Origin of the sequence: Marinobacter pelagius (assembly GCF_003315345.1) — a bacterium.
Taxonomy (GTDB): Bacteria; Pseudomonadota; Gammaproteobacteria; order Pseudomonadales; family Oleiphilaceae; genus Marinobacter; species Marinobacter pelagius_A.
Map to the genome: position 1 here is coordinate 79224 of NZ_QNRO01000011.1, position 24763 is coordinate 103986.

A 24763-nucleotide genomic window follows, 5' to 3' on the forward strand; every position below is an offset into this window, starting at 1 on the left:
TAACGAATCAGAGAACGGGATAAATTATGTCTGATAAGTACGACGTCATTGTCATCGGTGCCGGCCCCGGCGGTTATGTGGCAGCCATCAAAGCCGCTCAGCTCGGCCTGAAAACCGCTTGTGTCGAGTCCTGGACGTCCAAAGACGGTAAAAGCCAGGTACTGGGTGGTACCTGTCTGAACGTGGGCTGTATTCCGTCCAAGGCGCTGCTGGAGATTTCCCACAAGTACGAGGAAGCCAGCCACGACTACGAGATGCAGGGCATCATGGCGAAAGAAGTCTCCATGGACATCGCCAAGATGATGGAACGCAAGTCCGGCATCGTGCAGCAGCTGACCGGCGGTATTGCCGGTCTGTTCAAGTCCAACGGTGTAACCTCCATCCACGGCCACGGCAAGCTGCTGGCCGGTCGTAAGGTGGAAGTGACCGACAAGGACGGCAAGACCAAGACTTACGAAGCCGACAACGTAATCATCGCTACCGGTTCCAAGCCGATCGAGATTCCGCCGGCTCCGTTCGACGGTGAGTACATCGTCGATTCCGAGGGCGCGCTGGAGTTCAGCGAAGTGCCCAAGCGCCTGGGTGTCATCGGTGCCGGTGTCATCGGCCTCGAGCTGGGCAGTGTCTGGGCCCGCCTGGGTTCCGAAGTCACTGTTCTGGAAGCCCAGGACACCTTCCTGCCGGCGGTTGACCAGCAGGTAGCGAAAGACGCCCTGAAGCAGTTCAAGAAGCAGGGCCTGGACATTGTCATGGGTGCGCGGATGACCGGCGCGGAAGTCAAGCGCAAGCTGATCAACGTTACCTATGAAGACTCCAAGGGCAAGCAGGAAGCCAAGTTCGACAAGCTGATCGTTGCGGTTGGCCGTCGTCCTTACACCGACAACCTGCTGGCCGAAGACGCCGGTGTCCAGATGGACGAGCGCGGTTTCATCTTCGTGGATGATAACTGCAAGACCGAAGCACCGGGTGTATGGGCAATCGGTGACGTGGTTCGCGGTCCGATGCTGGCCCACAAGGCGTCTGAAGAGGGCGTGATGGTTGCCGAGCGCATTGCCGGGCACAAGCCGCAGGTCAATTACGACTGCATTCCGAACGTGATTTACACCGCGCCGGAAGTGGCCTGGGTAGGCAAGACCGAAGAGCAGCTGAAGGCTGAGGGTGAAGAGTACAACGTCGGTACCTTCCCGTTCGCTGCCAACGGTCGCGCCATGGCAGCCAATGCAGCCAGTGGTCTGGTCAAGATCATTGCTGATGCCAAGACTGACCGCATCCTCGGTTTCCACGTGGTAGGCCCCCAGGCCTCCGAAATCGTGGCCCAGGGTGTGATTGCGATGGAGTTTGGTTCCAGCGCGGAAGATCTGGCCCTGACCTGTTTCGCGCACCCGACTCTGTCCGAGTCTGTGCATGAGGCGGCTCTGGCTGTTGCCGGCGGCGCGATCCATATCGCGAACCGTCGCAAGAAGAAGTAACGCAAACCAGGAATTCTTTAATTCGGGACATTTACTATGAATTTGCATGAATATCAGGGCAAGCAGCTGTTTGCTGAGTACGGCCTGCCCGTATCCAAGGGTATTGCCTGCGATACTCCCAAGGAAGCCGTAGCAGCGGCAGACGAAATCGGCGGTGACGGCTGGGTAGTCAAGGCCCAGGTTCACGCGGGTGGCCGTGGTAAGGCCGGCGGTGTAAAGCTGGTCAAGAGCAAAGAAGAAATCCGTGAGTTTGCCGAGAAGTGGCTGGGCCAGAACCTGGTTACCTACCAGACCGACGAGAACGGTCAGCCGGTCAGCAAGATCCTGGTTGAATCCCTGACCGACATCGAGGAAGAACTGTACCTGGGCGCCGTGGTTGACCGTGGCACCCGTCGTATCGTCTTCATGGCATCTACCGAAGGTGGTGTCGAGATCGAGAAGGTTGCCGAAGAGACTCCGGAAAAGATCCTGAAGGCCGAAATCGACCCGCTGGTCGGCGCTCAGCCGTACCAGGGCCGTGAGCTGGCGTTCAAACTGGGTCTGGAAGGCAAGCAGATCGGTCAGTTCACCAAGATCTTCCTGGGTCTGGCCAAGCTGTTCGAAGCAGCGGACCTGGCACTGGTAGAGATCAACCCGCTGGTTATCACGCCGGCCGGTGACCTGCACTGCCTGGACGCCAAGGTTGGTGTGGACGGCAACGCGCTGTACCGCCAGAAGAAGATCCACGAGATGCATGATCCTTCCCAGGAAGATTCCCGTGAAGCGGAAGCGGCCAAGTGGGAACTGAACTACGTGGCGCTGGAAGGCAACATCGGCTGTATGGTTAACGGTGCCGGTCTGGCCATGGGCACCATGGACATCATCAAGCTGTCCGGCGGCCAGCCTGCCAACTTCCTGGACGTTGGCGGCGGCGCGACCAAAGAGCGCGTTTCCGAAGCGTTCAAGATCATCCTGTCTGACGACGCGGTTCAGGCCGTTCTGGTTAACATCTTCGGTGGTATCGTTCGCTGCGACATGATCGCAGAGGGCATCATCGGCGCTGTTAAGGAAGTCGGTGTAAAAGTTCCTGTGGTTGTTCGCCTTGAAGGTAATAACGCCGAGCTGGGCACCAAGGTACTGGCCGAGAGTGGCCTGAACATCATTGCCGCCACCAGCCTGGCGGATGCTGCAGAGCAAGTCGTTAAAGCCGCAGGGGGTAAGTAATGAGCATCCTGATCAATAAAGACACCAAGGTAATCTGCCAGGGCTTTACCGGCTCCCAGGGTACCTTCCACTCCGAGCAGGCCATTGCCTATGGCACCAAGATGGTTGGCGGTGTAAGCCCCGGTAAGGGCGGCACCGAGCATCTGGGCCTGCCGGTATTCAACACCGTTCGTGACGCTGTTGAAGCGACCGGTGCGGAAGCCACCGTGATCTACGTGCCGGCTCCGTTCTGTAAGGACGCCATCATCGAAGCGGCAGACGCCGGCATCCAGCTGATCGTCTGTATCACCGAAGGCATCCCGACCATCGACATGCTGTACGCCAAAGAATACGTTGATCGTAAAGGCGTTCGCATGATCGGTCCGAACTGCCCGGGCGTGATCACTCCGGACGAGTGCAAGATCGGCATCATGCCGGGCCACATCCACAAGAAGGGTAAGGTCGGCATCGTATCCCGCTCTGGTACCCTCACTTACGAAGCGGTCAAGCAGACCACCGACTTCGGTTACGGCCAGTCCACCTGTGTGGGCATCGGTGGCGACCCGATTCCGGGTTCCAATTTCATCGATATCCTGAAGCTGCTGCAGGAAGATCCGGAGACCGAGGCCATCGTCATGATCGGTGAGATCGGCGGTACTGCCGAGGAAGAAGCCGCTGCGTTCATCAAAGAGAACGTAACCAAGCCGGTTGTTTCCTACATCGCGGGTGTGACTGCGCCTCCGGGCAAGCGTATGGGTCACGCCGGTGCGATCATCTCCGGTGGTAAGGGTACTGCAGACGAGAAGTTTGCTGCTCTGAACGACGCCGGTGTGAAAACCGTGCGCAGCCTGGCCGAAATCGGCAAGGCCCTGAAGGAAGTGACTGGCTGGTAAGCCTTTCCTCCTGAAGGAAAAACCCTCGGCACATCATGGTGTCCGGGGGTTTTTTGTTTTTTGGCCTGTGTCCTTAACGGCGAGGGGCTATCAGACTATAATGCCCGGTCAGCCTCTTTTGCCGGGGCGCACTATTCGCAACAGAAGGAGTTCGTGCTTTGAGTTCTGTAGATTCCCAGCAGCGGGTTTTGTCGGGCATGCGTCCGACCGGAAAGCTTCACCTTGGTCACTACCACGGTGTGCTGAAAAACTGGGTCAAACTCCAGCACGAGTATGAGTGCTTCTTCTTCATCGCCGATTGGCATGCCCTGACTACCCAGTACGACGATCCCTCGGGTATCGAGCAAAGCGTGTGGGACATGGTGATCGACTGGCTGGCCGCCGGTGTGAACCCGGGGTCTTCCACCATGTTCATCCAGTCCCAGGTGCCAGAGCACGCGGAACTGCACCTGCTGCTGTCCATGATCACGCCCCTGGGCTGGCTCGAGCGTATTCCCACCTTCAAGGACCAGCAGGAGAAACTGCGGGAGAAGGACCTGGCCACCTATGGCTTCCTCGGTTACCCGTTGCTGCAAAGCGCCGATATCCTTATATACCGGGCCGGCAAGGTGCCGGTGGGCGCCGACCAGGTCTCCCACGTGGAGATCACCCGTGAAATTGCTCGCCGTTTCAATCATATCTACGGGCGGGAGCCGGGCTTCGAGGAGCAGGCGGAAGGCGCCATCGTCAAGATGGGCAAAAAGAACGCCAAGCTTTACCGGAACCTGAAGAAACGTTACCAGGAAGAGGGCGATCTCGAGGCCCTGGAAACTGCCCGGGCACTGCTGAAAGAGCAACAGAATATCTCCCTGGGTGACCGTGAGCGTCTGTACGGTTACATCGAAGGCGGCGGCAAGGTTATCCTGCCGGAGCCCCAGCCGTTGCTGACCCCGGAATCCAAGATGCCGGGACTGGACGGTCAGAAGATGTCCAAGTCCTACAACAACTACATCGGCCTGCGTGAGGAGCCGGATGCGGTCGCTGACAAGATCCGCACCATGCAGACCGATCCCCAGCGGGTACGCCGCACCGATCCGGGTGAGCCGGAAAAGTGTCCGGTCTGGGCACTGCACAAGATCTACTCCGATGCCGACACCCAGGAGTGGGTGCAGACCGGATGCCGCAGTGCCGGTATCGGCTGCCTCGACTGCAAGAAACCGCTGATCGATGCCATTGTCGAAGAGCAGCGCCCGCTGCACGAACGGGCCCGGGAATACGAGAACAACCCGGACCTGGTGCATTCCATCCTGCAGGAAGGTCGGGAGCATGCCCGGGATGCGGCCCGTGATACGCTGGAGGAAGTGCGGGCAGCCATGGGGCTGCATTACCGCTAACGATCGGCTGCTGACCGGATCCCGGTCAGTGTCATCCGAGGGAAGGCTATGACGGACGATACCAGCACCACGGTAGCGGAAGCAGAACAGGCGCCTGATGAACAGACGCCGCTGGCACTGGTTTCCGGCAAGCCCGTCGTTGACCTTCCCAAAGACCTGTACATTCCACCCGATGCGCTGGCGGTGTTCCTGGAGGCCTTTGAGGGCCCCCTGGATCTGCTGTTGTATCTGATCCGTCGCCAGAACATGAATATCCTGGACATTGATGTCAGCGAGATCACCCGGCAGTACATGGACTACATCGGGGCGGTGGAGGCGATGCGCTTCGAACTGGCCGCGGAGTACCTGGTGATGGCTGCCACCCTGGCCGAGATCAAGTCCCGCATGTTGCTGCCGCGACAGGAGTCTGAGGATGAGGAAGAAATCGATCCCCGGGCGGAACTGATACGCCGGCTCCAGCAGTACGAACGCTTCAAGCAGGCGGCGGAGGATATCGACGAACTGCCCCGAATGGAGCGTGATACCTTCGGCGCATCGGCAGCATTGCCGAAGCTGCCGTCCAGCCAGCCCCATCCCGATGTGGATCTCCGGGAGCTGCTGCTGGCCATGCAGGGGGTGCTGAAGCGTGCGGATCTGTTTACCAGTCATCACGTGGAGAAGGAAATCCTGTCGACCCGTGAGCGGATGTCGCACATTCTTTCTGTGCTGCAGGACGACCGGTTCGTGTCCTTCGAAAGCCTGTTTACCCCTGAAGAGGGTCGGCTTGGCGTGGTGGTAACCTTCCTGGCCACACTGGAGCTGGTCAAGGAACAGCTGATCGAGGTGGTTCAGGGCGAAACGCTGGGACCGATTCACGTCCGGGCCCGTGCGGCCAGCTGAACGTTATCAAGTCCAGAAACCCCAAGACACCGGATTCTGATCATGAATGAAGAACACCTGCTAAGGATTCAGGCCATTGCCGAGGCCGCCCTGCTGGCGGCGGGCAAGCCGCTTTCACTGGAACAGCTCCGGGAACTGTTCACCGAGGATGAGCGGCCGGCCCGGCAGGTGATGGAGCATGTCATGGTTCAGCTGGAGGCGGCGTGCGAGGGCAGGGGCTTTGAGCTGAAAAAAGTGGCCAGCGGTTACCGGCTTCAGGTGCGGGAAGAGTACGCACCCTGGGTCGGACGCCTGTTCGAGGAGAAACCCCAGCGCTATTCCCGGGCCTTGCTGGAGACCCTGGCGTTGATCGCCTACCGGCAGCCGATTACCCGGGGGGAAATCGAGGATATCCGTGGTGTTACGGTAAGCAGCAATATCATTCGCACCCTGCTTGAGCGAGAGTGGGTGCGCGTTGTCGGCCACCGGGACGTACCGGGCCGCCCGGCCATGTATGCCACGACCAAACAGTTTCTGGATTATTTCAATCTGACCGGCCTGGATCAATTGCCGCCACTGTCGGAAGTGCGGGATCTCGAGGAAATCGGCCGGGAAATCGAGAAGAACATGCAGGGGGAGATCGAGTTCGAGTCCCCCGAATCCAGTCAGCAGACCATTCACTGACCTCACATTAGCGTCAGTCATTATCAAGGATTTAACCATGGCGTCAGATCGACCAAGCCAAGGCTCAGCAAAACGTCAGGAAACTGGCAGCCCGGATACTCCGGAGCGGGTACAGAAACTCCTGGCCAGGGCCGGTGTCGGCTCCCGCCGGGAAATCGAGGGCTGGATGGAAGCCGGCCGGCTCACCGTCAACGGCCAGCCGGTCAGTCCCGGCCAGAAGGCCACCGCACAAGACCGTTTCGACCTGGATGGCAAGCGGCTGGACGTATCCGGTGCCGCCGAGGTGCTGCGCCGGGTTCTGATCTACAACAAGCCCGAAGGTGAGGTGACGACCCGCAAGGATCCGGAAGGCCGGCCGACGGTGTTTGACCGGCTGCCGAGACTGAAAGACCACCGTTGGCTGTCCATCGGCCGTCTGGACATCAACACCACCGGCCTGGTGCTGTTTACCACCGACGGCGAGCTGGCCAACCGGCTGATGCACCCGTCCAGCGAAATCGACCGGGAATACGCCGTGCGGATTTTCGGTGAGGTGGACGAGGCCATGATCGAGCGCCTGCTCGAAGGGGTGCTTCTTGAAGACGGTATGGCAAAGTTCACGGACGTTACGCCGGCCGGGGGCAGGGGCATTAACCAGTGGTTCCATGTAACCCTCATGGAGGGCCGCAAGCGCGAGGTTCGTCGCCTCTGGGAATCCCAGGGCGTGAAGGTGAGCCGGCTCAAGCGTGTGCGTTATGGGCCGATCTTCCTGCCCAGCCGCCTGACCGTGGGTAAATGGGAAGAGCTGGATCAGAAAGCGGTGGACCTTCTGAGCCGTACTGTCGGTCTGGATCCGGTGGAGATTCCTGCCAAGACCCCGGGCGAGCAGGCCGCCCATGACCGCCGTCGCCGTAAGGCGCCGTCCCGCCCTGGCAAAAGGCCTGGCGCCAATAAATGGCAGGTTACTGATTCTGCTCCAGAAAAGCCGAAACCGCGCCGCCGTCCCCAACCCCGCAAATAAGGCTGGGGGAGCGGTCCGGAAAAATCCGGAGTGGGCAATCAAAATGTCGGACAAGGGGGTGGGGCCAGTGCAAGCCTGTGCTAAACTCCAGCGCTTGTGACTGTATTCATCCAGGAAGTGAGCGCCAGAATTTATGAGGTTTCAGGCTCCTGAAAGTTTGTCCGAACAGATTGCCCAGCACCTGGGACAAAGGATCATCACCCGTGATCTCAAGCCAGGCGAGCGAATCCAGGAACTCAAGGTCGCCGGCGAACTGAACGTGAGCCGCGGCTCGGTCCGTGAGGCCCTGCTGATCATGCAGCGGCGGCACCTGGTGGAAATCTTTCCTCGCCGGGGCGCCGTGGTTTCAGGACTGACGGCCGATAGCGTCAACAACCTCTACGATATCTACATTGATCTCCTGTGCATGCTGGGGCGAAAAGTGCTCGAGCGCTGGTCCGGCGAGGAGCTGGGTGGTGTCATGGGCCAGGTCCGGGAACTGCAGGCGGTGATCGACGCCCTCAACTCCAGCAGTGCCGATGCGGCGGAACAGGTGATCGACGCCGGCTTCGGCGTCATGCGCTATGCCTACCGTCTGGTGGAGAATCCGTTCCTGGAGGAGACCCTGGAGAATTTCCGGCCCGCCATCAGCCGCACCTACTTCGTGGCACTGGAACATTTCCGGGAAGAAATTGACGAGACGGCCACTTTCTTCCGCCAGCTGGCGGATGCCGCCACCGCCGGCGATGCTGAGCGCCTCCAGGCGGCCATCCAGGCCTTCGGCGAGCACCAGCGCCAGCAGGTGCTGAGTATTCTCAGGGACGAGGAGAGCGCCTGATATGCGCCTGAAGTCCATCAAGCTGTCCGGTTTCAAGTCCTTCGTTGATCCGACCACGGTTCCCTTCCCCTCCAACATGACCGCGGTGGTGGGGCCCAACGGCTGTGGCAAGTCGAACATTATTGACGCGGTGCGCTGGGTCATGGGGGAAAGCTCCGCCAAGTACCTGCGTGGCGAATCCATGACCGACGTCATCTTCAATGGCTCCAGTGCCCGCAAGCCCGTGGGCCAGGCCTCTATCGAACTGGTGTTCGACAACAGCGATGGCTCCGCGCCTGGCGAGTTCGCCCGCTTCAATGAGATCTCCGTGCGCCGTCGGGTGTCCCGGGAAGGCCAGTCCGAATACTTCATGAATGGCGCGAAATGCCGCCGCCGTGACATCACCGATCTGTTCCTGGGTACCGGTCTGGGGCCTCGCAGCTACGCCATTATCGAGCAGGGCATGATTTCCCGGCTGATCGAGGCCAAACCGGAAGAACTCCGGGTTTATATCGAGGAAGCCGCGGGAATCTCCAAGTACAAGGAACGGCGCAGGGAAACCGAAAACCGTATCCGCCGCACCCAGGAAAACCTCGAGCGTCTCACCGACCTGCGTGACGAACTGTCCCGCCAGTTGCAGCACCTGGAGCGCCAGGCCGCTGCCGCCGAGAAGTACAAGGCCTACAAGCAGGAAGAACGCCAGAAGAAGGCGGAGTTGACCGTGCTTCGCTGGCAGTCCCTGGACAACGACCTGCAGACCTGGCGTGGCAAGATCCGGGACACCGAGCTGGAACTGGAAAAGCAGCTGACCGAAAGAGTTAGCCTTGAAACTTCCCTTGAATCGCTCCGGGAAAGTCACCAGGAACGCACGGAACATTTCAATCGCGCCCAGGCCCGTTACTACGAGGCCGGCGCCGATATCGCCCGCATCGAGCAGAGCCTGGAACACCAGCGCGAGCGCAGCCGCCAAACGGCCACGGAACTGGACCAGGCCATGGCCAACGAGCGTGAGTTGGCGCGTGAGCTGGAACAGGACGAGGAAAAGCTGGCCGGTATCCAGGAAGAGCTGGACATGATGGAGCCGGAACAGGAAGCCCTGGCGATCCGTTCCGAGGAGTCCGGTGAGAAACTCCAGCAGGCCGAAGATGCCATGAGCGACTGGCAGCACAAATGGGAAGATTTCAGTACCCGTTCTTCCGATGCCCGCCGTCAGGCGGAGCTGGCCCAGTCCCGGATCCGCTCCCTGGAAGATGCCATCGAACAGCTCCGGAACCGCAGCCGGAAACTGGAGGACGAGCGTGAACTGCTCGAAGGCCAGATGGACCGCGCCGAACTGGAAGGCCTGTTGGAGCAACAGGAGACCCTGGAGCTCCAGCGGGAAGAAGCCTCTGAGCGCATTGCGGATATCCAGGACGAACTCTACGAAGCCCGCCAGCAGCAGCGCGAGGCCGAAAATGCCCTGTCCGAGGAGCGCCAGCGGGTCCAGAGTCTCCGGGCGTCGCTCGAATCCCAGCAGGGGCTGCTGGATGAACAGCTGGGTAGCCAGGATGATCGGCTGCAATCCTGGCTCGCCGACCACGATCTGATGGATGCTCCCAGAGTGGCCTCACGCCTGCGGATTGACGACGGCTGGGAATTTGCCGTGGAGCAGGTCATCGGCCGGTTCACCCAGGGTCTGGCCCTGCCGGGCATCTCCGAACTCTCCGGTGCCATGGCGGACGCCCCGCGGGGATTGGCGGTGGTTGAGGACCGTTCCGGGAATGCCGGCAGTGGTGCCGGGCTTGCTGCGCGGGTCTCCGGTGTTCCGGCGGTAACCGCGATGCTGGATGGAATCGATACCGCTGAACACCTGAACGAAGCACTCGCCATGCGGGAAAGCCTGGTCACTGGTCAGAGCCTGATTACCCGTGAAGGTATCTGGGTCGCCCGTGACTGGATCCTGATGCCGGACTCGGATGCCGGTCAGGTGGGCGTGATCGAACGCCAGAAAAAGGTTGCCGAACTGACGGAACAACTGGCCAGCGCCGAGGACGCCATGGAGGCGGCAAGCGAACGCCTTGAGCAACTCCAGGAGCGCACCGAGCGGGCGGAAGCAACCCGGGAGGACGCTCAGGCGAAACTGTCCGATGCCGAGCGCGAGCTCAGCAGTCTCGGCTCCAGAATCTCCGGTCTCAAGGCGCGGGCCGAGCAGATCGATGCCCGGCTGCAACGGATCACCGAGGACCGTGACGACGTTGCTGTCAGCCTCGAGGACCAGCAGGAAAGCTTGCAGATGGCCCGGGAAGAATGGCAGCAGGCATTGGCCTCCTCGGAAGACAGCGACGAGGAAAAGGAAAGATTGCTGGAGCAACGGGATACGCTCCGCGAGAACCTGGACCGCCTGCGCCAGGAGGCCCGTCATGACCGGGACCATGCCCACCAGCTGCAGCTGCAGTTGCAGACCCTGAACAGCCAGCGTGAGGGCCTGAAGCAGACTATTGACCGGATGCAGCTGCAGAAGGAGCGGATCCAGGAGCGCCTGGAGATCCTGCGGGAAGCGCGGGAGAGTGCCGAGGAGCCCATGGAAGACCTGCAGATGCAGCTCGAAGGACTATTGGACCGCAGGCTGGCGGAAGAGGAGAAGCTCGGTGCGGCACGGGATTCCCTCGAGGAGATTGACCGGGAGGTTCGGGAGAAGGAACAGGCCCGAAGCCGGATTGACCATGAAATCCAGGATGTCCGCGCCCGGCTGGAAAAACTCAAGATGGAGTCCCAGGCACTGGAGATCCGGTCAGGCAACCACATTGAGCAACTCACAGAACTGGATGTGAAGCTCCAGGAAGTACTGGAGCAGCTGCCGGAAGGCGCCAATGAGAAGGACTGGGCCGATGAGCTGGAGAAGATCGGCAACCGGATTCAGCGACTGGGTGCCATTAACCTTGCGGCCATCGAGGAATACCAGGTCCAGAGCGAGCGCAAGACCTATCTGGACAGCCAGCACGAGGACCTGATGGAAGCCCTGGAAACTCTGGATAACGCGATCCGGAAGATCGACCGGGAAACCCGCCAGCGCTTCAAGGAAACCTTCGACCAGGTCAATGGCGGCCTGCAGGCACTGTTCCCGAAAGTGTTCGGGGGCGGTAACGCCTATCTGGAGCTGACCGGCGAGGATCTGCTGGAAACCGGTGTCGCCATCATGGCGCGGCCCCCGGGCAAGAAGAACAGCACCATCCATCTGCTCTCCGGTGGTGAGAAGGCCCTGACGGCGATCGCGTTGGTGTTCTCCATTTTCCAGCTCAACCCGGCCCCGTTCTGTATGCTCGATGAGGTGGATGCGCCGCTGGACGATGCCAACGTCGGCCGCTACGCCAATATGGTCAAGGAGATGTCAAAGCAGGTGCAGTTCATCTACATTACCCACAACAAGATCGCCATGGAGATGGCGGACCAGTTGATGGGGGTGACCATGCACGAACCGGGTTGTTCGCGGCTGGTGTCCGTGGATGTGGAGGAAGCAGCAGCCCTGGCCGAGGCCTGATGCCGGAACTGGTTGAATTGCCATCAAGGATGACAAAAAAGCCATCTGGCCCGGCTGCGCGTTGTATTCATTACAGGCTTTTCTTAGAGTAGCAACATTATTGAACCTGCAGACAGGACGACAGCACTATGTCTCTTAGGGAATGGTTAATCGCCATAGGTACCCTGGTTATTCTCGGCATCGTGATCGATGGTATTCGTCGGATGCGCCGGGCTCGGAAGGAGTCCATGGCCATTTCGTCGGGGATGGGAGCGGATGACCTCGACGAATCTCCCCTCGAAGAGGAGTACAACCCCGAATTGCCCAATGGCGGTGCCCGGACCATCTCCCGTGACGTCCTGGAAGAGCGGGGTTACGTCAAACCCGAAAAATCCAGCCGCTTCGGCAATCCGCCGCCCAAACCGACCCGGCCGGCGAAGGAAAGCCGTAAACCGGAACAGCCCGCGGAGCCTGCACCCGAAATGGCGGAGGACGAGCATCTGTCTTCTGCCGATCAGGAGGACTACATTCAGGACGCCGGCTGGGGCGCCCGTGACGACGAAACGGTTGATGACGGTATCGTCGGCGAGCCCCGCACTGTGGCGCCAGAACCAGCGCCCCGGCCTGAGGAGGCCGAGGTGACTGAAGAGCCCCGGGTTGCCAGACAGTCACCGGCAGAAAATGCGCCCCCGATTGTCACCAGCGAGGTGGAGGAGGACACCGCCCGGAGAACTCCCACCGCGCGTCGTTCTGACCAGCCACTGGCGGGTGCCAACCGTCCCGAGGCCCGGGAAGTGATTGTGATCAACATACTCGCCCGTAGTGGCGAAGAGTTCACGGGCATCGCCCTCAAGAAACTGTTCGAGGCATGTGGGCTTGAACATGGCGACATGGATATCTATCACCGCCACGAGGAGGCGGACACCATTAGCCCGGTGCAGTTCAGTGTGGCCAATGCGGTGGAACCCGGCACCTTCAAGCCCTCCGATATTCCGGGTATGAAGACGCCCGGGATCAGCTTCTTCATGAGCCTGCCCGGTCCGTCCAAGCCACTTCAGGCCTTCGATTTCATGCTGGAGACCGCCCAGGCGGTGGTTCGTAACCTGGGAGGTGAACTCAAGGACGAACGGCGAAGTGTGATGACGCCCCAGACCATCGAGCATTGTCGTCAGCGCATCCGCGAGTTCGAGCGTAAGCAACGATCCCAGCGGGTTTGAGGGTCGTAACAACGAAAGCGTAATGCCCGGCACTGGTCCGGGCATTTTTGTGACAGCCGAGAGTGCCCATCGATGAGCAAAGCCACGCCCGACATTATCAAGCGTGTTGACGAACTCCGGTCCCAGATCGAGGACCACAACTACCATTATTACGTCCTGGATGATCCCCGCATTCCGGACGCAGAATACGACCGACTGTTCCGGGAGCTGCAACAGCTTGAGGCAGACTACCCCGAACTCGCCTCCGACGATTCTCCCACCCGAAGGGTGGGCAGCAGCGCCGAGACCAGTTTCGAGGAAGTGGTTCACCGGCTGCCGATGCTTTCCCTGGACAATGCCTTCAGTGAAGAAGAACTCAGGGATTTTGACCGGCGGGTCCGGGAGCGTCTCGGCTCTGACGGAGAAATCGAGTACGTATGCGAGCCCAAGCTCGATGGCCTTGCGGTCAGCCTTCAATACGAGAATGGTTCCCTGACCGTGGCCGCTACCCGGGGCGATGGTTACAGCGGTGAGGACATCACCGCGAATATCCGTACGATCCCCTCGGTGCCGCTCAAGCTTCGTGGTGACGATGTGCCGGAGATGGTGGAAGTCCGGGGCGAGGTGTACATGCCCAAGGCCGGCTTCGAGAAGCTCAATCAGCGGCTGGCGGACCGGGGTGAGAAAACCTTCGTGAATCCCCGGAATGCCGCCGCCGGAAGCCTGCGTCAGAAGAAGTCCACGGTTACCGCCAAACGCCCGCTGGAAATGTGTGCCTACAGTGTGGCCGTCCCCGACGAGAGTCTCTTGCCAGATACCCAGTGGGACGGCCTGCAGCAGGTCAAGCGTTGGGGTTTCCGTATCAATCCGGAAATGCGCAAGGCCAAAGGTGTGGAGGAGTGTCTCGAGGCCTATAACGAGCTGATGGAAAAACGGGACTCTCTCCCGTACGAGATTGATGGCATTGTGTTCAAGGTAAACCGACTCGATCTGCAGCAGCAGCTGGGATTTGTGTCCAGGGCTCCCCGGTGGGCCATTGCCCACAAGTTCCCGGCCCAGGAAGAGCTGACTGTCATCGAGGACGTTGAATTCCAGGTTGGCCGTACCGGTGCTGTCACTCCGGTTGCGCGCCTGAAGCCGGTGTTCGTTGGCGGCGTCACCGTCAGCAACGCGACGCTCCATAATATGGATGAGATCCGCCGGCTGGACGTTCACATCGGCGACAGCGTATTCATCCGCAGGGCCGGGGATGTGATTCCCCAGGTGGTCAAGGTAGTTGCCGACAAGCGCCCGGAAAACGCCAAAGCGGTGGAGCTGCCGAAGACCTGTCCGGTGTGCGGCTCCGACGTTATTCAGATCGAAGGCGAGGCCGTTGCCCGCTGTTCCGGCGGTCTGTACTGCCCGGCCCAGCGGAAAGAGGCCATCCGCCATTACGCTTCCAGAAAGGCTTTGGATATCGAGGGGCTTGGGGACAAATGGATCGATATCCTGGTGGACCGTGGCATGGTCAAAACCGTGGCGGACCTGTATCACCTCAAGGTCAAGGATCTGACCAGCCTGGAACGAATGGGTGAGAAGTCCGCGAGCAACCTGGTGAAAGCCATTGAGGGCTCCCGGGAACCGGTGCTCTGGCGTTTCCTCTATGCCCTTGGAATCCGGGAAGTGGGCGAGGCGACTGCCAAGGGTCTTGCCAGTCATTTCGGAACCCTTGAGGCCATCGCCGATGCAGACGAGGAGGCGCTGCAGGAAGTGCCGGACGTAGGCCCCATTGTCGCCGGACATATCCGCAGCTTTTTCGATCAGTCTCACAACCAGGAAACCCTCCAGGCTCTGAAGGACGCCGGTGTCCGTTGGCAGGAAGAGGTGGTGGAGCAGGGCGAGAAGCCGCTTCAGGGCGAAACCTGGGTTCTCACCGGGACCCTGTCCGGGATGACCCGTGATGAGGCCAAGGAGAAGCTGGAAGCCCTGGGCGCAAAAGTCGCCGGGAGCGTTTCGAAGAAAACCGCCTGTGTTGTGGCCGGTGAAGCGGCAGGGTCAAAGCTGGCCAAGGCCGAGCAGTTGGGTGTTCCGGTTCTTGACGAGGAAGGATTGTTGGAACTGTTGAAAGAGAACGGCCTCGGAGGCTGAGCCCTGCATCACAAACGTGCGGCTGGCCGCAGACCAGGACGGTTTGCGGGCAGCGAATCTGAGAACTCGCGCAGATCCCGTCTTAGACAAATTGGCTACCATGGCGTTGTTCTGTAACGGTGTGTAAATCAGCCTTAGTGGCGGGCGCACACCCACAATAACACCGCTCCGAAACGGACTTTTCCATGCGCGCCGATAGTTGTTCCCGCATCGCTTCCGGTCTCCGCCTTACCGGCCTGATACTTCTCCTGACTGCTCTCGTTGGCTGTAAAACCGAGAAAGATCCGGATCAGCCAACCATCCTTGGGGCGCCACCGTCCAATGCCTACCTGGGCGTCGAGTACTACTACAACTGGGGCGCCTACGGTGGCGAAGGCATTCTCGATTACAGTCTGACCAACGCGCCGTCCTGGCTGGCGCTGGAGGACATCAGCAACAAGGCCCGCCAGGGTGTGATCATGTACGGTGTGCCCGGTCTGACCGGAGGCAGTCGGGGTGAAGCGGATCTCGGCAAAACCGAAGACATCAATCTGGTGACCACGGACGGCAGCCTGGCCGGTACCATGCCGTTTGATATCGAAGTGCGTTACAACCCCCTGGCTCTGGAGGCTGCCAGCTTCACCGAGGGCGAGGTTCCGGAACTTGCGGCTCCGGGCGGGGAGCATTGCGCGTTGCCGGATCTCTCCGGGGCGGGAGAACATACCTTTACCATTAATACCTATGACGAGTCAGGTGCGGTTGATGGTGAAAAGGACGTGACCCTGCCCACCCGTCAGGTCGCCGTCAAGGTGACCCTCGACAAGCCTTCGGTGACCCGTGTTGGCGTCGCCTTTGAGCTCAGCTCCCAGTATGACCCCTCCAGATGTGATCCGTCGTTTACCGGCACCGCACCCCACCAGCGTTGCGATTTCAGTGCTGCCAATGCCAGCGATGCCATCATCGGCAAGGACATTGTGGGCCTCGGCACCAGCTCTCCGGCGCCCGTAGATGAAAACGGCGACCCGCTGGGTTACCTCTCCTATGAAGCGGATGACAACGGCTATCTGACCCGGGGTGTGGTTACCCTTGAGCCGGGAATCACCGAATGCTATATCCGTCTCGAGGTGGTCGAGGACAGTTTCGCCGAGCTTTCCGAGTCTGCACAGCTGACCCTGACCGAGGTCCGCTCCGGCCTTGCCGGGCTGGGGCCCAACAATGGTGGGGTACAGACCAGCATCACCATTGATGACAACGAACCGGTGGTGTCCCTGGAGACCCTGAAAGGCGGGCCCCGCGACACCCTGAATGTGGGGGATTTCCGGGAATACCGGGCCAGATTGACAGGCGAACGGTATGGCATCGTTCAGGCTCGTTTGATCCATTCCGAGAGCTCCACGGCGCGACTCGACAGCGAGTTTGTGATCGAGCAGCAGGAGAGCGGACTCTGGGTGGAGAATCCGACCCTCAGTTTCCCTGCGGATCAGGATGCGGTTACCTTCCGGGTGCGCGTACCTGTGGATAGCTATACCAATCCGGATCTGGCCGACCGTTTTATCGAGATGGCTCTGGACGAGACCTATCAGGCGGGGCGCGAGGGATATGCCAGGCCTGCGTCCGAGGATCTGCTTCGTGTCAGCCTGAATGAACTGACCACACCGCTTGTTCTGCCTGCCACCGGAGGTTTCGTGCCCATGGACATGGCCCTAGGACACAATGGCCGGCTTTTCCTGGCCGGCTACGATGGTGCGGATGGTAACCGGGTCAAGGTCAGGATCTTTGACCAGAAAGGTAACCTGCTACAGGAGGCGGGCGTTACGCCGGAGGGCGTCAGTCTTGCGCCGTCGTCCCCGGTCATTGCTGTCGTGAACAGGAAGGTTACCGAGAACAACACCAAGGTGGACCGGTATGAGTTCCTTGTTGCCTACAGCAGTGATGTTGAGATTGCGGGAACAACGCCAGCGAGGGGTGAAGACGTGCTGGCGTCTGTGTTCCGGTTTGACGGTGATTTGAATGGAGGCGAGTACGTGCCTTACTGGACACTGCGCAGCGGCACCGCAGGTGATGACCGGATCCGGGATGCCGGGATCAATCCGGATTCCGGCTATATGATCCTGGCCGGTGAGACCAGCGGAACCTGGCCAGGGCAAAGTTCGGCCGGCGGCGTAGACAGCTTCCTGCAACGGATTGATGCGGTGCTGGACGGCGACACGCCGGTGCCCGAAGTCGCCTGGACCCGACAGGTGGGATCTGCCAGCGACGATGCCGTGGCGGGCAGTTCGGTGCTGTCTATGTCGCCCATGCTGTTCGGTTCGGCAAGCGGCTCCGTGGGTGGCGCCGAGGTGATCGGTGGAGAAGACGCCTATTTCTATGCTTACAGCGGGGCGTCAACCACGCCGACGGTTTATCAGGTTGGAACAGCCGGTGACGAGAAGGTTGCGGCGGGTTTGTTCAGTGGGAATAACCTGTGGCTGTTGGGCGAAAGTAATGGCGATTACTCCGTCACCACCGGCGAGGACGATCTTCAAATCCTGGCGCGTGAGCCTTTGTCCAGTCAGGCCGGTTTCCTGCTGTCCTATTCCGCGACCGGAGAGGTTAGCAGGGCGTTTACCCTGAATGACACGACGGATGCATCCAGAGAGTCTTTCCACGGCCTGACCGGGTTTGGTGGCGATATGGTGGCCGGGGGCGAAACCGATGGTAATTTCACCGGAGAGGCCATCACTTCATCCGGCCAGACCCAGGGCATCGTCAGCCGCATTTCGCTGGTCGAGCCGGTCGAAACCGATGACAGCGAGCCGGAGTTCCGCAACGAATGGCGATACCAACTGACGACCGGAGCGACGTCCGTTCGGAGACTCGCCAACTACCGGGATGACGAAATCACGGCGCTGGTGCGCTCGGGGGAGGACCGCATGATTATCCTGTTCAGTCCCGAGGGGCAGCTGCTGACACCGCTAAACTGAGGCCTCAGCCGGCCCGGCGCCGGCACATCCGGTCCGGCCGGACGCTGTGGGCAAGTGGCGCGGGCAGGCAGGCCGGTTGCCCGGTGAGCTGGTCCGCCACGTATTCGGCCAGCAGTGGGGCGTAAGTGAGGCCCTTGCTCCCCAGACCGGTGAGAAGATAGACGCCTTCGAGTGAATGCCCGTTGCAGTCTGCCATCATTCCGGCCACTGGTTGGTAATCGTGGGTTGTGCAGCGAAACCCGACCCGACCCCCGAAATCCCCGTTACTTCCGTTCTCAGCAAATAACCCGGGCAACATGGCACCGAGCTGCTCGAGATTCTCGTTGTTTGCCTCGTGGGTGACCGAGGGATCGGCACTGTGCAGGTCAAAGGTGGCCCCGGTCACTGCCAGACCGTCCTGGCACGGATTCAGGTATTTCTGGCCACAGATAACCGCCTTCGGTGCCCGGATGGCTTCCCCGGGGAGGTGGGTTACCTGGCCCCGGATCGCCTTGAACCGATATTCACCCTTGAGCGGGATCAGTTCCGCCGTTTGGTGGCCTGCCGCAATCACCACACTATCCGCGATAATGTCCGCCCCATCACGGCTGGAAAGGTGCCATTTTCCGTTACAGGGCATCAGCCGATCCACTCGTGTGCCGAACCGGCAATCGATGAGCGCGTGACGGGCCAGCTCCCGGCATAGGCTGCCGGGTGACAGCCAGCCATTATGGGGGAACCAGAGCCCACCGTTGGCGACGGGGGTGCCGGTAAGTTCGGAGGCGGTGGCCGCGTCCACAGGGTACAGAAGCTCTTCGGGATACTGGTTGCGCTCCAGGAAGCGGGCCTGCCGGTCCTGTTCCTGGGGATTCCATGCCAGCTGTAGCAGACCGGTCGGGTGCCAGAAGGCATCCCGGTATGGTTCGTAGGTACGCTGGCTGAAGGTCAGGGCGGAGAGGGCCAGTTCTGTCTGGGTATTGAATTCGACGCCGAGCTTTACATACATCGCGCCCTGAAGATTGCCGGAGGCCGCGGCACCAGCGTTCTCTTCTGCATCAATCAGGGTGACGGCCACCCCACGACTGGCCAGGTTCCGGGCCAGCAGGGTGCCGGCGATGCCTGCACCAATGATGGCCACGGTGCCGGAAGGCACAGGCGAGTCACTGCAAGCGGTGCCGGTCAGCACCCCGGCTATCATGTCCCGTTTGCGTCCGTAGCCCGGGGTTTTGCGCATCTCGAATCCTTCGTCCTCGAGCGCACGGCGTATCCTGCCAACCGCAGTGAACGTGGCCAGGGTGGTGCCCGGTCTGCTGTGCTCGCGGATAAGCGCCATGGCCTGGTCCAGCCACATGCCGGGATTCAGGGCCGGAGCGAAACCATCGAGGAACCAGGCGTCGGCAGAGAATGACAGGGCTCCCCAGGCCTCCAGGACATCGCCAAAGTACAGGGTCAGGCGCACCCGGCCCTCATCCAGTACCAGGCGGTGTGTACCCCGGACCAGAGGCGGGTATTGGGCAAGCAGTTCTTGAGCGAGTGGTGCCAGTTCGGGCCAGAGGTCCAGCGCCCGCTTGAGGTCACCCGGTGTAAGCGGGTAGCGTTCTGCGGAGATGAAATGCAGTACGGACCCGTTAGCCGGCCGGTGTTCCCGCCAGGCCTGCCAGGCGGCAAGAAAGTTGAGGCCGGTGCCGAATCCGGTCTCCGCGATCACGAATGCTCGCTGCGCAGGCACGTCCCGGAAACGGTCGGGCAGGTTGTTGTGGTTCAGGAAGACATATCGGGTCTCTTCGAGACCATTGTCGCGGGAGAAATAGACGTCCCCGAACCGGGCCGACTCCGGTATTCCGTCCCGCCAGGCTAGATCGGCGGGTTCGATGGCTGGGGCTGGCGGGCGCGTTGTGCTCTCAGTCATTCTCTACTCGTCGTTGCTGACGACCGAAACCTTCTCGATGATGACCGGCTCGACCGGTACGTCTCTCATGCCACGGGCGTAGCCGGTTTCGACACCGGCGATGGAATCAACCACATCCATGCCTTCGGTAACCTCACCAAACACGGCGTAGCCAGGGCCACGGACACCGGCATTGAGGAAGTCATTGTCGACCACGTTGATGAAAAACTGGGAAGTTGCCGAATCCGGATTGTTGGTTCGGGCCATGGCAATGGTGCCCCGCTGGTTCGGAAGCTCCTTGCTGGCCTCGTTGACGATCGGATCCCGGGTCGGTTTCCGGGACAGCTCAGGCGTGAATCCGCCGCCCTGGATCATGAAACCGGGGATGACACGGTGAAACACCGTGCCTTCATAGAATCCGTCCCGAACGTATTGAAGGAAGTTCTCGACGGTTTCCGGCGCCACATCGGGGCGAAGTTCGAGCACGAAGTCACCCTGATTTGTTTCAAACCGGACTTCTGGCGTTGTCGCGTCCTCGTCTCCCGATTGGGCCTGTACGGGCGCTGACGCCAGGCAAAAAGCAGTCAGAGTGGCCAGCAGCGGGGAAACCAGTTGGCGGGAAAAAGGCATGTATTGGGTCATATCCGGGACACTCTCGATGTTGTAGGCAAAGTTCTGACCGGGGTAGATCAGCGGGACCAGCTGGGTGAAACAGGATGTTAGCAGATTGATCCCACACAACGGCCAGCCGAAGGTGGTAAAATGCCACGTTAATTACGCGAATATAATAATGAGTCAATGGAAACTTTAAAGACAAGCGACTATCAGGCCTTGCAGGCCTATCTTCGGGACGCCTGCGGGATCCTGCTGCGGGACAGTGCCGAGAATTTGGCACGGCGACGCCTGCGGCCTGTATTGGATAATCATCAACTGGCTTCCATCGTGGATCTGTTGGAACGGCTCGACCGACCGGGGCGGTCCGGCCTGAAGGAAGCTGTCATTGATGCGATCACCATGAGCGAGAGCCGGTGGTTCGTTGACGCAGCGGTGTTTTCATTGCTGGGCGATCACGTGTTACCCGATATCGCCGGGCGCAGCCCGGGCAAGCGGGTGGCCATCTGGTCTGCCGCCTGTTCAACCGGCCAGGAGCCGTACTCCCTCGCCATGGCCGCAAGCGAGTTCCGGGAGCAGAATCCCGGTAGCCTGGGCTCGATCAGGATATTGGCGACGGACACCTCCAGGAGCGCCCTGGAAGTTGCCCGACGGGCTCACTACGAAGTCGGACCTGACGATACCGGCGTTACCTCTGGACGCAAGGAGCGGTTTTTCCGGTCCGTCGAAAAGGGGGGCTGGCAAGTCAGCCCCGACATCCGTGCCCTGATCGAGTTCCGTGAGCTGAACCTGCTTCAACGCACTTTGCCGGGCAAGTTCGACGTGGTGGTCTGCCAGAATGTCCTGGTTTACTACTCGGCAGAAAAGAGAAAGGCCATATTGGCCCGGTTTCATGCTGCCCTCAATCCCGGCGGCTACCTGATCGCCGGATCCTCCGAGCTGGCGGGCGATGTGCCCGAGCTTTACGAACCCATTGAGTGCCCAAGCGGTACCGCCTACAGGAAAAAGTAATCCATGCCACTGAATGTCTGGGTGCTGGTGGCTGCGCAAGCGCTGGCCATGTGTACCGCACCGTTCATCATCGTCATCGGCAGCATCCAGGGCAGGGCCCTGGCACCGTCTGCGGAGTGGGCCACGCTTCCCGTGGGGCTCGTGGTGGTCGGGACCGTGCTTTCGGTCAAGCTGGCGACCTGGCTGATGGAGCGGATAGGGCGCAAATCGGTCATGCTGCTGGGTGCCATCATGGGCATTCTGGCAGGCGGGTTGGGTGCACTGGCTTCCTGGCAGGGATCTTTTCCGTTGCTTTGTGTGGCTGCGGTCGTGGGCGGCAGTGGCCTTGCGGTGGTGCACCAGTACCGGTTTGCCGCGATGGAGTCGGTGGGACCGGAACTTGCAGCCTCGGCCGCAGCCAGGGTGCTTCTGGGCGGACTCGGTGCAGCCTGGTTGGGGCCCGAGATTGCCACGCTTGGTGCTGGGCCCGAGGAAGCCTATCCGTTTATGGATAGCTGGCTTGGACTGTTGACGGTGCAGGGCGCGGCATTGGTCACTCTTTTCGCCGGCTATCGGTCGAAAGGTGAACTGGTCCGGGAGGACCATGTTGGCGGCGGTCGGCCACTGCGGGAAATCCTGGTCAATCCCATGGTGCTGGCCGCGATTGGTGCCGCCGCCATCGGTTACGCGGTGATGGCTTTTATCATGACCGCGACCCCGCTGAGCATGACTGAAATGGCCGGCCATAGCCTGGACGATGCCAAGACTGTCATTCAGCTCCATATCATGGCCATGTACCTGCCATCCCTGATCAGCGGCTGGCTGACCAGGGTAGTGGGCATTCCGCTGATGATGGTCGGCGGGCTGCTGGCTTATCTCGCGTGTGTGCTGCTAGCAGCAGCCGGAATCAGCTTCCACCACTACCTGTGGGCGCTCCTGTTGCTGGGCATGGGCTGGAATTTTTTGTTCGTGGGGGGAACTGCCTTGTTGCCACAGGGCTACCAGGGTTCCGAGCGTTTCCGGGTGCAGGGGCTCAATGACGTCCTTGTATTCGGCTCCCAGGCCACCGCGTCGCTGTCCGCCGGGGCGGTTTTTGCCTGGGTCGGGTGGTCCGGTCTGGTTATGGTCTCCGTACCTTTCCTGGTACTTCAGGGCATTCTCGTTATGCTATGGCTGGCTCGTTCCAGGGCAACCCAGAAGCTGCAGACAGGAGGCGCAGATGCAGATTGATTTTGATGGCATGGACCCGAAAGAGGTCTATCACATCCTCACCCAGACCATTATTCCCCGGCCGGTCGCCTGGGTGCTCAGTGAGAATCCGGACGGTGATTACAATCTGGCACCGTTCTCGTTCTTCACACCGATTACCAGCAATCCGCCATTGCTGATGTTTTCCGTCGGCAAGAAGCCCACGGACGGTTCTTTCAAGGACACCCGGGTGAACATCGAAAACAACCGGCATTTTGTGGTGCACATCGCCCATCGGGAGCTGGCGGAAGCCATGACCGAAACCTCACGGACATTGCCGCATGGTGAATCCGAGATGAAAAATGTAGATCTTGAACTCACGGAGTTTGATGGCTCTCCTCTGCCACGTCTGAAAGACTGCCGGGTGGCACTGGCCTGTGAGCTCTACGAGATCAAGGAGATCGGCGCGGCACCCCAGTCCCTGATTTTTGGCAAGATCAACGCCATCCATGTGGCGGACGAGGCCGTTGCCCGGGATGACAAGGAGCGACTGCGTTTTGACGGTTCTGCCATTGATCCCCTGGGGCGACTCGGAGGCAGCGAATACGTCACCTTCGGGGAGATCCTGAAGGTGCCCCGTCCGGCTTGACTCCCCCAGGAGGTCAGAATCCATGGAACAGCTCAACCTCCGCCATCTCTACTATTTCTGGGTGATCAGCCGGGAAGGCTCGATCGCCCGGGCGAGCGAGGTGCTCGATCTGGCCCCGCAAACACTGAGTGGTCAACTTGCCACTTTCGAAACGGCGGTGGGCGGTCGGCTTTTCATCCGGGAGCGGCGAAAACTGGCACTGACAGATTTCGGCCGGATGATTCTGGGCTACGCCGACGATATCTTCGCCCTGACCGGGGAACTGACGGATACTCTCCGCCTTGCACCCGCTGATCGCCCCCTGACCCTGTCCGCGGGTATCTCGGCCTCGATCCACAAGCTGATTGCCTATTACCTGTTGCAGCCGGCCATGGTGCTCAAACGACCGGTGCAGCTGGAATGCCGGACTGGTAGAACCGAAGATCTCGTGCTGAGCCTCAAGCGAAAGGAGCTGGATGTGGTGCTGGCGGACCGGATGCCGGGGCTGGACGAACACGGACCCTTCACCGTGCACCCCGTCGCCGGCTCCAGTATCAGCCTGTTTGCTGCCCCGGCACTGGCCGCCAGGCTGAAAGAAGGCTTCCCCGACTCCCTGAATGGCCAGCCTCTGCTGGCCAATGCCACCGATGCGCCGTATTTCGAGCGCCTGATGAACTGGCTGTCGCTGCAGGGCGTGCGCATGAGGCTGATGGCCCGGGTCGATGACAGTGCCCTGATCAAGGTTTTCGGCCGCCAGGGTTATGGCGTCTTTGCGGCACCCACGGTGATACGCCGGGAAGTCTGCCGGCAGTACGAGGTGGAGCACATCGCCAGTATTGATGATGTACAGGATGAACTGTTTGCCATCACCCGCGGCCGTAAACTCGCCCACGAGGGTGTACGGGCAATCTGCATGGACCCAGTCAATTTCAGCGCGCTTGGAACTGATCTGGATAGTTGATGCATCGAAAATGTCGATGCTGAAAGATCAAAAAAGCTTATTTTCTCGAAGTAGAGTTCGGAGGAACATAGGAATCGTGAAGTGGCAACTCGGAGGAAGCAGCCATGAAAACGATTCACAAATTCCGCGTTGAGGCCGGAAAAGAGCCGACAACCCTGAACCTGAAAGAGGGCTACCGGGTAGTGCGCTGCGAATACATCGTCCCGCACAAGGCCGTGTACCTCTGGGTGGAACAGCCGCTGAATGTTGGTACACCGACAGTCGAGCGTCAGTTCCGGGTGGCCCTGTCCGGTGAGCCGGTACCGGATCGCTTCGACTATCTCGGTACCGCACTGGACCCGTTCGGACCGGAGGCTTACCACGTGTTCGCCCTGCCGGCCGGAGAAAATGATTTCCGCTATACGCCCGCAGGCGATGGTGCAAGCAACGACCTCTTCAGCAGCGTCGGTTGGCAATCCTCAGCAATGTCATCCTGATGCGCACTCTCTTGGCCCTTCGGGG

At 60.4% G+C, this 24763-nt stretch carries 19 protein-coding genes; 17 read left to right on the top strand and 2 right to left on the bottom strand.

The window, feature by feature from the left end; translation table 11 throughout:
- Window positions 1-26 precede the first annotated feature (26 nt).
- From lpdA to DET50_RS11180, 12 genes are all read left to right on the top strand, one after another.
- Complete coding sequence (lpdA, locus tag DET50_RS11125) at window positions 27-1469, top strand: dihydrolipoyl dehydrogenase (RefSeq protein ID WP_113862922.1); 1443 nt, start codon at window positions 27-29, stop codon at window positions 1467-1469.
- A gap of 36 nt (window positions 1470-1505) precedes the next feature.
- Window positions 1506-2672, top strand: coding sequence for an ADP-forming succinate--CoA ligase subunit beta (gene sucC / locus DET50_RS11130; protein ID WP_113862923.1), 1167 nt, complete (start codon window positions 1506-1508; stop codon window positions 2670-2672).
- The gene (gene sucD, locus DET50_RS11135; RefSeq protein ID WP_092002410.1) at window positions 2672-3544 is read left to right on the top strand and encodes a succinate--CoA ligase subunit alpha; all 873 of its coding nucleotides are present in this window, start codon (window positions 2672-2674) and stop codon (window positions 3542-3544) included. The genes sucC and sucD overlap by 1 nt, the downstream gene beginning before the upstream one ends.
- A gap of 158 nt (window positions 3545-3702) precedes the next feature.
- Window positions 3703-4917, top strand: coding sequence for a tryptophan--tRNA ligase (locus DET50_RS11140; RefSeq protein ID WP_113862924.1), 1215 nt, complete (start codon window positions 3703-3705; stop codon window positions 4915-4917).
- A 48-nt stretch (window positions 4918-4965) separates the two neighbouring features.
- Window positions 4966-5796, top strand: coding sequence for a segregation and condensation protein A (locus DET50_RS11145; protein WP_113862925.1), 831 nt, complete (start codon window positions 4966-4968; stop codon window positions 5794-5796).
- Window positions 5797-5838: 42 nt separating this feature from the next.
- Entirely contained in the window at window positions 5839-6459 is a 621-nt protein-coding gene (gene scpB, locus DET50_RS11150; RefSeq protein ID WP_113862926.1) for an SMC-Scp complex subunit ScpB, read from the top strand.
- Between the two features lie 37 nt (window positions 6460-6496).
- Entirely contained in the window at window positions 6497-7459 is a 963-nt protein-coding gene (gene rluB / locus DET50_RS11155; protein WP_113862927.1) for a 23S rRNA pseudouridine(2605) synthase RluB, read from the top strand.
- A gap of 157 nt (window positions 7460-7616) precedes the next feature.
- Window positions 7617-8276, top strand: a complete 660-nt coding sequence (locus DET50_RS11160) for a GntR family transcriptional regulator (protein ID WP_258546111.1) — start codon at window positions 7617-7619, stop codon at window positions 8274-8276.
- A 1-nt stretch (window position 8277) separates the two neighbouring features.
- Window positions 8278-11772, top strand: a complete 3495-nt coding sequence (smc, locus tag DET50_RS11165; protein ID WP_113862929.1) for a chromosome segregation protein SMC — start codon at window positions 8278-8280, stop codon at window positions 11770-11772.
- A gap of 128 nt (window positions 11773-11900) precedes the next feature.
- Window positions 11901-12968, top strand: a complete 1068-nt coding sequence (gene zipA / locus DET50_RS11170) for a cell division protein ZipA (RefSeq protein WP_113862930.1) — start codon at window positions 11901-11903, stop codon at window positions 12966-12968.
- Between the two features lie 72 nt (window positions 12969-13040).
- A complete protein-coding gene (gene ligA, locus DET50_RS11175; RefSeq protein ID WP_113862931.1) occupies window positions 13041-15074 on the top strand; it encodes an NAD-dependent DNA ligase LigA in 2034 nt (677 codons plus the stop codon).
- Window positions 15075-15259: 185 nt separating this feature from the next.
- Entirely contained in the window at window positions 15260-18016 is a 2757-nt protein-coding gene (locus tag DET50_RS11180) for a hypothetical protein (protein WP_113862932.1), read from the top strand.
- A gap of 4 nt (window positions 18017-18020) precedes the next feature.
- Here DET50_RS11180 and mnmC read toward each other — a convergent pair whose 3' ends face one another.
- Window positions 18021-19904 carry a bifunctional tRNA (5-methylaminomethyl-2-thiouridine)(34)-methyltransferase MnmC2/FAD-dependent 5-carboxymethylaminomethyl-2-thiouridine(34) oxidoreductase MnmC1 gene (gene mnmC, locus DET50_RS11185; RefSeq protein WP_113862933.1) on the bottom strand — a complete coding sequence of 628 codons (1884 nt, stop codon included), beginning with the start codon at window positions 19902-19904 and terminating at the stop codon, window positions 18021-18023.
- Window positions 19905-19907: 3 nt separating this feature from the next.
- Window positions 19908-20495, bottom strand: a complete 588-nt coding sequence (locus tag DET50_RS11190) for a peptidylprolyl isomerase (RefSeq protein WP_404932737.1) — start codon at window positions 20493-20495, stop codon at window positions 19908-19910.
- A 186-nt stretch (window positions 20496-20681) separates the two neighbouring features.
- Here DET50_RS11190 and DET50_RS11195 point away from each other — a divergent pair, with 186 nt between their 5' ends.
- The 5 genes from DET50_RS11195 (at window position 20682) to DET50_RS11215 (ending at window position 24738) form a co-directional block, all read left to right on the top strand.
- Window positions 20682-21506 (top strand): CheR family methyltransferase, encoded by an 825-nt coding sequence (locus tag DET50_RS11195; RefSeq protein WP_113862934.1) that lies wholly within the window; start codon window positions 20682-20684, stop codon window positions 21504-21506.
- A 3-nt stretch (window positions 21507-21509) separates the two neighbouring features.
- Window positions 21510-22715, top strand: coding sequence for an MFS transporter (locus tag DET50_RS11200; RefSeq protein WP_113862935.1), 1206 nt, complete (start codon window positions 21510-21512; stop codon window positions 22713-22715).
- Window positions 22705-23322 carry a flavin reductase family protein gene (locus tag DET50_RS11205; RefSeq protein WP_113862936.1) on the top strand — a complete coding sequence of 206 codons (618 nt, stop codon included), beginning with the start codon at window positions 22705-22707 and terminating at the stop codon, window positions 23320-23322. The genes DET50_RS11200 and DET50_RS11205 overlap by 11 nt, the downstream gene beginning before the upstream one ends.
- A 22-nt stretch (window positions 23323-23344) precedes the next feature.
- A complete protein-coding gene (locus DET50_RS11210) occupies window positions 23345-24262 on the top strand; it encodes a LysR family transcriptional regulator (protein ID WP_113862937.1) in 918 nt (305 codons plus the stop codon).
- A 104-nt stretch (window positions 24263-24366) separates the two neighbouring features.
- Entirely contained in the window at window positions 24367-24738 is a 372-nt protein-coding gene (locus DET50_RS11215) for a DUF7352 domain-containing protein (RefSeq protein WP_113862938.1), read from the top strand.
- The last annotated feature ends 25 nt before the right edge of the window (window positions 24739-24763 follow it).

What these genes read in the sequence shown, in the direction of transcription:
- lpdA (WP_113862922.1), top strand. Translation starts at nt 27, where the DNA reads ATGTCTGATAAGTACGACGTCATTGTCATCGGTGCCGGCCCCGGCGGT.
- sucC (WP_113862923.1), top strand. Translation starts at nt 1,506, where the DNA reads ATGAATTTGCATGAATATCAGGGCAAGCAGCTGTTTGCTGAGTACGGC.
- sucD (WP_092002410.1), top strand. Translation starts at nt 2,672, where the DNA reads ATGAGCATCCTGATCAATAAAGACACCAAGGTAATCTGCCAGGGCTTT.
- DET50_RS11145 (WP_113862925.1), top strand. Translation starts at nt 4,966, where the DNA reads ATGACGGACGATACCAGCACCACGGTAGCGGAAGCAGAACAGGCGCCT.
- scpB (WP_113862926.1), top strand. Translation starts at nt 5,839, where the DNA reads ATGAATGAAGAACACCTGCTAAGGATTCAGGCCATTGCCGAGGCCGCC.
- rluB (WP_113862927.1), top strand. Translation starts at nt 6,497, where the DNA reads ATGGCGTCAGATCGACCAAGCCAAGGCTCAGCAAAACGTCAGGAAACT.
- smc (WP_113862929.1), top strand. Translation starts at nt 8,278, where the DNA reads ATGCGCCTGAAGTCCATCAAGCTGTCCGGTTTCAAGTCCTTCGTTGAT.
- zipA (WP_113862930.1), top strand. Translation starts at nt 11,901, where the DNA reads ATGTCTCTTAGGGAATGGTTAATCGCCATAGGTACCCTGGTTATTCTC.
- ligA (WP_113862931.1), top strand. Translation starts at nt 13,041, where the DNA reads ATGAGCAAAGCCACGCCCGACATTATCAAGCGTGTTGACGAACTCCGG.
- DET50_RS11180 (WP_113862932.1), top strand. Translation starts at nt 15,260, where the DNA reads ATGCGCGCCGATAGTTGTTCCCGCATCGCTTCCGGTCTCCGCCTTACC.
- mnmC (WP_113862933.1), bottom strand. Translation starts at nt 19,904, where the DNA reads ATGACTGAGAGCACAACGCGCCCGCCAGCCCCAGCCATCGAACCCGCC.
- DET50_RS11195 (WP_113862934.1), top strand. Translation starts at nt 20,682, where the DNA reads ATGGAAACTTTAAAGACAAGCGACTATCAGGCCTTGCAGGCCTATCTT.
- DET50_RS11200 (WP_113862935.1), top strand. Translation starts at nt 21,510, where the DNA reads ATGCCACTGAATGTCTGGGTGCTGGTGGCTGCGCAAGCGCTGGCCATG.
- DET50_RS11205 (WP_113862936.1), top strand. Translation starts at nt 22,705, where the DNA reads ATGCAGATTGATTTTGATGGCATGGACCCGAAAGAGGTCTATCACATC.
- DET50_RS11210 (WP_113862937.1), top strand. Translation starts at nt 23,345, where the DNA reads ATGGAACAGCTCAACCTCCGCCATCTCTACTATTTCTGGGTGATCAGC.
- DET50_RS11215 (WP_113862938.1), top strand. Translation starts at nt 24,367, where the DNA reads ATGAAAACGATTCACAAATTCCGCGTTGAGGCCGGAAAAGAGCCGACA.